Raw genomic sequence first — 9,649 nt, 5'->3', positions numbered from 1 at the left:
CAACGCGGCCGGGGCCGCCGGGGCGGCCGGACGCGGAGCCGGACGCTCGGCGACGGGGGCCGGAGTCGGCACGGCCGCAGCCACGGGGGCCACCGGCTGGGCCGGGGCCGCCGGTGCGGGGGCCGCCGGCTTCGGGCCGGGGCGCGGGGCACCGGGCTTGGCCGCACTGGGCGACGGGGTCTTGGGCTTTGCTGCCTCGGCTTCCGCCGACTGTGCGCCGGGGAACGACTCCCTGATGCGCCGTGCAACCGGGGCCTCCACGGTCGAGGACGCCGACTTCACGAACTCGCCCTGCTCCTTGAGCCGTGCGAGTAGTTCCTTGCTTGTGACACCGAGTTCTTTGGCCAACTCGTGCACGCGGGCCTTGCCTGCCACTGCTCTCCTCACTGAGAGGTCGAGCGCGGCTGGGTGCCCGCACGACCTCGGGTTATCTCCGATGGACGATCATCGCTGGTGCTTCACGGTGTGCTCATGATTGTGTTTGCCTGACTTCTCGAGAGGTACTGCTCTGTTGTGGGAGCGATTCGATCATGTGATCGAGGGCCGCCGTGTCCAGACTTCCGGACACTCGCAGTGCTCTGCCGAATGCTCGGCGCTTCTCGGCCTGACTCAGACACTGCGGATCGGGGTGCAACCAGGCACCCCGCCCCGGGAGTCTGCGTCGCGGGTCGGGCACCAGCGTCCAGCCCTGCGGCTGCACCTCTTGCGCGACGATCCTCAGCAGATCAGCGGCCAGCGCTTGTTTGCGGCAACCGATGCACGTGCGGACCGGTTGACCGGATTGCGCGCGCGTCTGTACCGAAAACTCATGCTGAGCCATTGACCACTCTACCGCTGTTCGAGCCAGTTTCCCGCATGCCGCCCCTAGACACGCGTGGGAGCGGGTCCGGCGGGCCGATCCTGGGCGGGTTCGGCGTCGCTGCGGATGTCGATCCGCCACCCGGTCAACCGCGCTGCCAGGCGGGCATTTTGCCCTTCCTTGCCGATGGCCAGGGACAACTGGAAGTCGGGGACGACCACCCGGGCGGCTCGCGCATCGGCGTCCACGACTGTGACCGACACCACTTTCGACGGGGAGAGTGCGTTTCCGACGAACTTGGCCGGATCCGGGTCGTAATCGATGATGTCGATCTTCTCGCCCGCGAGTTCACTCATCACGTTGCGCACGCGCTGCCCCATCGGACCGATGCACGCACCCTTGGCGTTGAGGCCCTGGACCCGCGACTGCACAGCGATCTTCGACCGGTGGCCGGACTCGCGGGCGACGGCCACGATCTCGACCGAGCCGTCCGCGATCTCCGGGACCTCGAGCGCGAAGAGCTTGCGGACCAGGTTCGGGTGGGTCCGGGACAGGGTGATCTGTGGGCCCCGCTGACCGCGGGTGACCCCGACCACGTAGCACTTGATCCGCTCGCCGTGCTCGTAGCTCTCCCCCGGCACCTGCTCGGCGGCCGGGATGATGCCCTCCGCGCCACTCGCCTCGCTGCCGATGTGCACGACGACCATGCCGCGGGCGTTGGCGCGGGTGTCGCGCTGGATGACGCCGCCGACGATTTCGCCCTCGTGCGTGGAGAATTCACCGAAACTGCGCTCGTGCTCGGCGTCGCGCAGACGCTGCAGGATCACCTGGCGAGCGGTGGTCGCGGCGATCCGGCCGAAGCCCTCGGGAGTGTCGTCGACCTCCTCGCCGATCATGTTCCCGTCGGCGTCGGCCTCATGGGTCATGACCCGGACCACACCGGTCTTGGTGTCCACGTCGATCCGCGCGTGCGCGTGGTGGCCCTCGGTGTGACGGTAGGCGGTCAGCAGCGCCGTCTGGATCGCCGCGATGATGGTGCCGGCGGAGATACCCTTCTCCACCTCGATCGCGCGCAGCGCGGCAATGTCGATATTCACTTGTCTACCCCTCTACCTCTTCATCAACCTGAAAATCTGTCTCATCGATCTGCGCCGCGGCCACCCGACCCTCGGCGACGCCACCGGCCAGCTCGAGCTCGCGCTCGTTCGGGGGTGAGAACTCCACCTGCACAACCGCCGTGCCGATGTCGGCGAGCGCGATCTCGCGCACCGACGGACCGCCCTTGCCGGGCTGCACGATCGCGACGACACCGTCCCCGAGCGCCCCGATCCGTCCGGTCAGGCTCTCGTCGGCGAGGTCGATCCGGACCTTGCGTCCGCGCGCTCGGCGCCAGTGTCGCTCCTGTGTCAGCGGCCGGTCGATCCCGGGCGAGGTGACCTCGAGCGTGTAGGGAGCCTCCCCGAATTCGGATGCCGCATCGAAGATCTCGGAGATCGCCCGACTCAGCTCCGCGACGTCGTCGAGGTCGAGCCCGGTGTCGCTGTCCACCATCACCCGGACCACACTGTGCTTGCCCGCGAGCGTGACCGCCACATCCTCCAGGTCGTATCCCTGGCGGTGAACCAGATCGGAGAGAAGCTCGATCACCCTCTCCTTCGGCGGAACCGGCATCAGTGGAGCTCCCTCGTTCAGTTGTGGTCGGTAGGCACACCTCGTACACGCCCGAAAACGGGTTCCGGCGCGATGACCAAGGATATCGCGCATTTGACCGCTTCGTGACCAGCCTCGGTGCCTGCGATCGACTGGACACCTGACAAGATGGTCCGGTGCCTGTTGCCGTTACCCCGTCACCGATCTCTCGGCGTTCGGCCTTCCGGATCGCGGGTGCCGCGACGGTCGGCCTGACCGCCCTCACGCTGTCCGCCGGGTGCACCACCGACGCCGCCGACCGGGACTCCGCCGAACCGGATCCGTTGATCTCGGCAGCGGAGTCGGCCCGCCGGGACGCGGCCACCGCGACCGCCGCCGCCGCTCTCGCGCCCGAACGCGCCGGGGCGCTGAGCGTCATCGCGAGCGAGCGCGGCGCCCACGCCGACGCGCTCTCCGCCGAGGTGGCGCGCGCGGCAGGCATCGACCCGACCGCGATGCCCTCACCCAGCCCGACCGGGGGCCAGGCCGAACCGGCACCACCCCCACCGACCGTCGACGAGTTGCGCACCCAGCTCGCCGGGTCGCAGCGCGAGGCCGCGGGCCTGGCCCGTCGCCTGTCCGGATACCGCGCCGGGCTGCTGGGCTCGGTCAGTGCCGCCGTCGCGGCGCAGCAGGCGGTGTTGCTGCTGTGACCTCCCCCAGCCCCACCCCGTCACTCGGACCGGAGCAGCAGGCCCTGGTCGACGCCCTGAGCGCCGAACACGCCGCCGTCTACGCGTACGGCATCATCGCCGCCTTCTCGAACCCCGCCCGCATCGGCGACATCTCGGCCGACGCGGCCGCGCACCGGGCCAGGCGCGATGCCACGATCGACGCACTCACCGCCGCCGGGGTGCGTGCCCCCGGCGCCGACCCGGGCTACACCGTGCCCTTCCCGGTCGTCGATCCGATCAGCGCCATCCAGTTGGCCGCGACTGTCGAGGCGGACACGGCGGTCGCCTGGCGATCGGTGATCGAGCGGGCCGAGTCCGAGCACACCCGCGCGGCTGCGGTCGATGCATTGACGGAAGCCGCTCTGCGCGAGGCAAATTGGCGAGCGATCCTGGGCACGGCGCCGCCGACGGTGCCGTTCCCGGGACAGCCCTAGGTACTCCCGGCAGAGATACTCACGAGGCGGTGATATGCCGTTTCGGGAGCCGAGAATGCGACACATCCGAGCGACGAGTTCCTCCGGCGTTCCCGCACCCGGCTTGGTCTCGATTTCATTTCGCTCTGGCCATCTCGAGACGCCCATCTCGAACTGTGCGGTCTGATCTATCTTTGCCGGCGGACATCGCCGCCGACGGATTCTCACGCAAGGCCCCATGACCGAAGCAGCTACGGCTGCCCGTCGAAGGAGTGACCCTTGATGAGTTCAGAGAAGTCCGCCCGCCGCACCCTCGCCCGTCGGTGCGCTCACGCCGCGATCGGCACCGGGGTCGCCCTGGCCGGGATGGCCGTCGTCGCGCCCGTCGCCCACGCCGACCACGTGATCAACGGCTGCACGATCGTGCACAATCCGTCGCCGACCAACTTCACCAACTGCCCCGGCGCGAACCTCTCCGGCCAGGACCTGTCCAGGCAGAACCTGAAATACGCAAACCTGACCAACGCGAACCTGTTCGGGGCGAACCTGTCCCAGGCGAATCTGACGAGCGCGAACCTCTTTGGGGCGGACCTGACCGGCGCAAACATGGACCGGGCGAATCTGACGAACGCGACCCTGGCCGACGCTGATCTGACCGGGGCGAACCTGTCCCGGGCGAATCTGACGAGCGCGAACCTGAACGGCGCGACCTTGCTCGCCGCGAACCTGACGAAGGCGAACCTGACCGGTGCGAATCTGCAGGCTGCAACCCTCATCAATGCGAACCTCACCGACACGAAGACCGACAACGCGAACCTGTACCTTGCGGTTCTCACCGACAACCTGGTGAATTAGGCCTGCTGGTACCGCCGGCTCGGCATGAACAGCGCCGCGAAGCGGCGACTCCGGCGGAAGCCGCGCCGACGCACTCACCACTACTGCGGTAAATGCGTTGACGGAAGCCGCTCTGCGCGAGGCAAATTGGCGAGCGATCCCGGGAACGGCACCGCCGAAGGTGCCGTTCCCAGGTCAGCCCTGGGCACGCCTGGCCGAGATACTCACGAGGCGGTGCCGAGCAGATGCAGCTCTTCCGCCACCACCAGGTCGACCTCGTCGTCGGTCAGGTCGCTCAACATGTGTGTCAACAGCATCGCTCTCACCTCCTCCAAGACCCTTCACGCTTCTACTCATATGTCGTTTCGGGAGCCGAGGATGTTTCCGACGCCTCAGACCTGCTGCGCCCGTCGGCTCGGCATGAACAGTGCCGCGACGACGGCGACCCCGACGGCGGCCGCACCGACGAACAGTGCCGGTTGCAGGCCCTCCGCGTAGCCGGCCGGGGTCAGGCTGCCCCCGTTGCCGAGGAACACCGCGGTGAGGACCGCGATACCCAATGCCACGCCGATCTCCCGGATCGTCGAGTTCGCGGAGCTGGCCGTCGCGTGGTCCACCTCGGCCATGTCCGCGAGCACCGCGGTCGCACTGGGGGCAAAGGTCAGGCCCATGCCGACACCCGCCATCACGAACGCCGGGATCATCTCCCCGTACACAGCGCCGGGCTCGAGCAACAGGGCCATCCAGATCAGTGACGCCGCCTGCAGGGTGAGTCCGGCGATCAGCAGCGGCCGCAGTCCCACCCGCGGCGCCAGGATGCCCGCGATGGGCGCCACCACCATCGGCGCGGCCGTCCACGGCAGCGTCCTCAGCCCCGCCTCGAACGGGGTGTAGCCCATGACGATCTGCAGGTACTGGGACAGCAGGAACACCGCACCGAACATGCCGAGGGTGAAGGCGAGGCCGATGATGTTGGCCATCGAGAAGCTCCGCGAACGGAACAGTCGCAACGGCATCACGGGATTCGGGGAGCGCGTCTCCCGGAACAGGAACGCGCCGAGCGCGGCCACGGAGGCGACCAGCGCGCCCACCACACTCGCGGAGGTCCAACCGTCCTCGTTGCCGTGCACGATTCCCCAGACACCGAGGAACACGGCCGCGCCCGCCAGCAGCACGCCGAGCACGTCGAGTCGCTCACGCCTGCCGCGTGATTCGCTGAGCGCGTAGAGGGCCAGCGGTACCGCGATCAGACCGACCGGGACGTTGAGCCAGAAGATCGCCTGCCAGGAGACGCCGTCGACGACGGCCCCGCCGACCACCGGGCCGAGCGCGACACCGAGGCCGGACACGCCGCCCCACACACCGATGGCCAGCGCCCGCTTCGTCGCGGGCACCGCGCCGGCCAGCAGGGTCAGCGACAGCGGCATGATGGCCGCTGCGCCCGCTCCCTGCACGGCCCGCGACGCGATCAGCAGCTCCGGCGTCGTGGACAGCGCGGAGGCGATCGAGGCCAGCGTGAACAGCCCGATGCCGTAGAGGAACATGCGCCGCCTGCCCCAACGGTCGCCGAGGGTGGCAGCCGCGAGCATCAACGTCGCGAAGCACAGCGTGTACGCGTTCATGAACCACTGGAGCTGCCCGACCGAGGCGCCGAGATCCGCCTGGATCACCGGCAGCGCACTGGTCATCACCAGGTTGTCCAGGGTGGCCATGAACATCGGCAGCGAGGCCGCGAGCATCGCGAGCCAGAGGGGCACCCGGCGCCCGGCGGGCGTCCGGGGCGGGCTTTCGATCAGGACGTCGAGTTGATCGGTTGTTGCGGTCATCACCACTCCTCGAAGCGACATCGGACTTGTAAGCATCAAATGATTACTTAAATCGGAACGCTAAGGTATCAAGTGATAACCTGTCAACATGTCAGTGGTGGAGCCGACGAAGTCCCCCCGTCCCGCGACCCGGATGAGCGCTCCGGAACGTCGCGAGCTGGTACTGGCCGCCGCCTCACGCGCCTTCGCGCGCGGTGGCTACGCGGGCACCAGCACGGATGCGGTCGCCAGGGAGGCGGGGGTGTCCCAGCCGTACGTGGTGCGCATGTTCGGGACCAAGGCCGAGCTGTTCCGCGAGGTGTTCGCCCGGGCGCTGCAGCGCATCGTGGCGACCTTCGACGAGGAGCTGGACCGGATCGCGGCCGAGCCGGGCGGCATCGATCCGCAGAGCGAGGATTTCTGGTCCCGGCTGGGCGCCTCCTACGGCGAGCTCGTCTCCGACGGCGACCTGCTGCTGGTCATGATGCACGGCTTCACCGCCGGTGGGACCCCCGAGATCGGCGCGCAGGCCCGGGCCGCGATGTCGGAGATCTACACCCAGATCCGCACCCGCACCGGGTGCACACCGGAGGAAGCGCGCGAGTTCATCGCGAAGGGGATGCTGCTCAATGTCCTGCTCGCCATGCAGGCCCCCGAGCATTTCGACGAGGACCCGGCGCTCGCCGAACTCTCCGAATGCGCCTTCGGCCAGACCCTGGACGCCGCGATCTCGGGGTCGGCGGCCATCCTGAATGCCGCTGCGGCGCGAGGTTAGCCCGCCCCGCGGGAAGAGTTGCTGCGAGCTCGGGCCCGCACGCCTATCGTCCAGGTCACATCAGATCAGTGACCAGAGAACGGGACTCACCGTGGACCTCGCGCAACGAATCGACGCCCTCGAACAGGTCGAGGCGATCAAGAACCTCAAGTACCGCTACTGGCGGGCCTGCGACGGCAAGGACCCGAAGACCTTCCGTGACAGCTTCATCCGCTCCGGCGCAGACATCGACTACGGCCGCCTCGGCGCGTTCGACGACATCGGCCCGATGGCCGAGATCTTCGAGAAGATCGCGTTGCACCGAGTCGGCGGCAAGCACGTCATCCTCGACATGCACCACGGCCTGCACCCCGAGATCACCCTCACCGGCGAGGGCACCGCGACCGGCCGCTGGACGCTGCGCTTCCGCCAGCTGAACCTGATCGACAACACCGAGACCGTCTCGACGGGTGAGTACGACGACGAGTACGTGATCGAGGACGGCGAGTGGCGGATGTCGAAGTGCCACTTCACGGAGACGTGGTCCCTCACCCGACCGATCTCCCCCGATGCCGTGGTGTCCGAGGGCGTGTTCGCCGGGGTGTCGACTCCCCAGGGCTGACTCCGGCGTCCGTGCCGCCGACACCGAGACCCACCCGGGGCCGGCGGCACGGACCCCCACCCAGGGTGGAAAATCCATCACCCTCGGGGCCAACCCAACCACCGCTTGGGTGCCTGTCCACCCCCTCCCCCTCCGACGAGACTTTGAGGCCAGAGCAGTTCCCGGTCACGCAGTCCGAGTCGAGGGAGAGAGTTTCGTGAACCAGCCAGCGCAGCCCACCAGGATCTCCGGTTCCGGCGCCCGGCCGCGGGCGCTCCCGCTCTCCGCCGCCGCGCACTCGGCCTGGTTCTCCCAGCGCGTCTGCGGTGACGCACCGATCTCCGTCGCGCAGTACGTCGACATCCGCGGATCCTTCGACGTGGACCTGCTCATGGACTCGGTGCATCGGGCGGGACGGGAGTTCGGGGCCGGACGCATGCACGTGGTCGAGGTCGACGGTTACCCGTATCTGACACTCGCCGCCGCCGACCATGCCTTCGTCGAGGAGATCGACCTCCGCGGGCACGCCGACCCCGCTGCGGCCGCGCAGGAATGGATGCGAGACGAGTACTCCCGACCCGTGGACATGTCGACCGGCCGGCTCATCGTCGCGGCGGTGCTGCGGATGAGCGACGAGCACTCGTACTGGTACGTGCGTGCACACCAGGTGGCCCTCGACGCCCACGGCCTGCGCATGCTGATCGAGCGGTCCGCCGACCTGTACACCCACGCGTTCGTCGGCGCCGCGACCTGCCCCTCCGAGTCGCTCGACCTGGAGGCGGTGGTGGCCTCCGACGCCGCCTACCGCACGTCCGACCGCTTCGAGCGGGACCGCGCCGCCTGGGCCGAGCACCTCGCCGGCGTCGCGGATCCGGTCACGTTCGCGGGCGCCACGGCACCGGCCCAGTCCGAGCCCGTCGTCGTCCGCGGCGAGCTGGCTCCCGCCGCGGCGGGTGCCGTCGTGTCGGCTCCGGCGGTCGTCGCCGCCTTCGGCGCCCTGCTGGCGCGGCACACCGGCCGGGACGAGGTCACCGTCACCCTCCCCACTCCCGCACGGGGCACCGCCGCCGTGCGCCGTTCGGGCGGATCGCTCGCGAACGTGGTGCCGCTGCGGCTGTCCTCGGGTGCCGGGATGACGGTCGGTGACGCGAGCGACGCCGCGGGGCGGGAGCTCGCGGGTGCGCTCGGCCGTCAGCGTTTCCGCCAGGAGGACATCGCGCGCGAGGTCGGCCTGATCGGCGAACACGCGGCCTCGTTCGGCCCCACCATCGAATTGATGCTGGCCGACGGCGCGATCCCCCTCGGACCACGGGACGGCACGCTCCACGTCCTGACCACCGGCCCGGTCGCGGACCTGACCGTCCGGGTCCGTCCCGGCGCGATCGAGGGCGCCGCCCGCATCGACTTCCTGGCGAACCCGGACCTGTACTCCGAGCCGGAACTCAGGCGGCTGCACGAGCGGTTCCTGGTCCTCGTCGAGGGCTTCCTCGCCGCGGACACGGACAGTCCGCTGTCGCTGATCGCCTGACCGCGCGCTGCCGTCACAGCATCACACCCCCGTTGACGTGGTCAGCGGGGGTGCGGTCGTAGGGGTGGGAATCCTGCCGGTGCGCGTCCGGATCGCACGGGTCAGGCTGCGAGTTCTTCGATGTCGTACTTGACGTCCCGGTCGCTGATGAGCAGGCCGAATCCGAGACCGAGCAGGCCGATGCCGAGTCCGATGGCGGCGCCACCGAGGCCGATGGTGAGGCCGAGCGCGGCTCCACCGAGTCCCAGACCGAGGCCCAGCGCCGCTCCGCCGAGGCCGATCAAGAGTCCAAGCATGACGAATCTCCTCCTTGAATGGTTGTTGCCGGGCCTGTGCGCACAGGCGATCCGCGATTGACAACTCAGATGCCACAGGTCATGTGTTGCAGAAGCCGCAGAGTCAGGGCGTCATCGGGTCATCACCGGGTTTCGTGCCGGCCGACCGGCCGGCACACATGCGAAGATCATCGAAATCACCTCTGATACGGCATTCCTTACGATACGCTGTGAGGTTTTGGCTCCAACAGATTTCGTTGCGACCGATCTCCGTGCC

The 9,649-nt window shown here is 68.9% G+C and carries 12 protein-coding genes; 6 read left to right on the top strand and 6 right to left on the bottom strand.

Going from position 1 to position 9,649, the window contains the following annotated elements:
• From ACFQS9_RS24320 to rimP, 4 genes are all read right to left on the bottom strand, one after another.
• Window positions 1-375 (bottom strand): translation initiation factor IF-2 N-terminal domain-containing protein (locus ACFQS9_RS24320; protein WP_378409126.1); only part of this gene is annotated, 375 nt, incomplete at its 3' end.
• Window positions 376-469: 94 nt separating this feature from the next.
• Window positions 470-820, bottom strand: coding sequence for a YlxR family protein (locus tag ACFQS9_RS24315; protein ID WP_378409125.1), 351 nt, complete (start codon window positions 818-820; stop codon window positions 470-472).
• Between the two features lie 44 nt (window positions 821-864).
• A complete protein-coding gene (gene nusA, locus ACFQS9_RS24310; protein WP_378409124.1) occupies window positions 865-1,896 on the bottom strand; it encodes a transcription termination factor NusA in 1,032 nt (343 codons plus the stop codon).
• 4 nt (window positions 1,897-1,900) lie between these two features.
• On the bottom strand, window positions 1,901-2,470 hold the full coding sequence (rimP, locus tag ACFQS9_RS24305; protein ID WP_378409123.1) for a ribosome maturation factor RimP: 570 nt from the start codon (window positions 2,468-2,470) through the stop codon (window positions 1,901-1,903).
• 155 nt (window positions 2,471-2,625) lie between these two features.
• Here rimP and ACFQS9_RS24300 point away from each other — a divergent pair, with 155 nt between their 5' ends.
• The 3 genes from ACFQS9_RS24300 (at window position 2,626) to ACFQS9_RS24290 (ending at window position 4,430) form a co-directional block, all read left to right on the top strand.
• Window positions 2,626-3,141, top strand: coding sequence for a hypothetical protein (locus ACFQS9_RS24300; RefSeq protein WP_378409122.1), 516 nt, complete (start codon window positions 2,626-2,628; stop codon window positions 3,139-3,141).
• On the top strand, window positions 3,138-3,596 hold the full coding sequence (locus tag ACFQS9_RS24295) for a ferritin-like domain-containing protein (RefSeq protein WP_378409121.1): 459 nt from the start codon (window positions 3,138-3,140) through the stop codon (window positions 3,594-3,596). Before ACFQS9_RS24300 ends, ACFQS9_RS24295 begins: the two co-directional genes overlap by 4 nt.
• Before the next feature lie 261 nt (window positions 3,597-3,857).
• Window positions 3,858-4,430 (top strand): pentapeptide repeat-containing protein, encoded by a 573-nt coding sequence (locus tag ACFQS9_RS24290; protein ID WP_378409120.1) that lies wholly within the window; start codon window positions 3,858-3,860, stop codon window positions 4,428-4,430.
• Window positions 4,431-4,801: 371 nt separating this feature from the next.
• Here ACFQS9_RS24290 and ACFQS9_RS24285 read toward each other — a convergent pair whose 3' ends face one another.
• Window positions 4,802-6,235 carry a DHA2 family efflux MFS transporter permease subunit gene (locus ACFQS9_RS24285; protein ID WP_378409119.1) on the bottom strand — a complete coding sequence of 478 codons (1,434 nt, stop codon included), beginning with the start codon at window positions 6,233-6,235 and terminating at the stop codon, window positions 4,802-4,804.
• A gap of 88 nt (window positions 6,236-6,323) precedes the next feature.
• On the opposite strand from ACFQS9_RS24285, the gene ACFQS9_RS24280 reads away from it, so the two are divergent.
• From ACFQS9_RS24280 to ACFQS9_RS24270, 3 genes are all read left to right on the top strand, one after another.
• Window positions 6,324-6,989 carry a TetR/AcrR family transcriptional regulator gene (locus ACFQS9_RS24280; RefSeq protein ID WP_378409118.1) on the top strand — a complete coding sequence of 222 codons (666 nt, stop codon included), beginning with the start codon at window positions 6,324-6,326 and terminating at the stop codon, window positions 6,987-6,989.
• Window positions 6,990-7,080: 91 nt separating this feature from the next.
• Window positions 7,081-7,590, top strand: coding sequence for a nuclear transport factor 2 family protein (locus tag ACFQS9_RS24275; RefSeq protein WP_378409117.1), 510 nt, complete (start codon window positions 7,081-7,083; stop codon window positions 7,588-7,590).
• Window positions 7,591-7,786: 196 nt separating this feature from the next.
• On the top strand, window positions 7,787-9,097 hold the full coding sequence (locus ACFQS9_RS24270) for a condensation domain-containing protein (RefSeq protein ID WP_378409116.1): 1,311 nt from the start codon (window positions 7,787-7,789) through the stop codon (window positions 9,095-9,097).
• A gap of 101 nt (window positions 9,098-9,198) precedes the next feature.
• On the opposite strand, the gene ACFQS9_RS24265 is transcribed toward ACFQS9_RS24270, so the two are convergent.
• Window positions 9,199-9,393 (bottom strand): hypothetical protein, encoded by a 195-nt coding sequence (locus ACFQS9_RS24265; protein WP_378409115.1) that lies wholly within the window; start codon window positions 9,391-9,393, stop codon window positions 9,199-9,201.
• Window positions 9,394-9,649: the final 256 nt, after the last annotated feature.

Source organism: Rhodococcus daqingensis (assembly GCF_042665615.1).
In the GTDB taxonomy this organism is placed as follows: domain Bacteria; phylum Actinomycetota; class Actinomycetes; order Mycobacteriales; family Mycobacteriaceae; genus Rhodococcus_G; species Rhodococcus_G daqingensis.
This window is presented reverse-complemented; position numbering and strand designations above follow the sequence as displayed.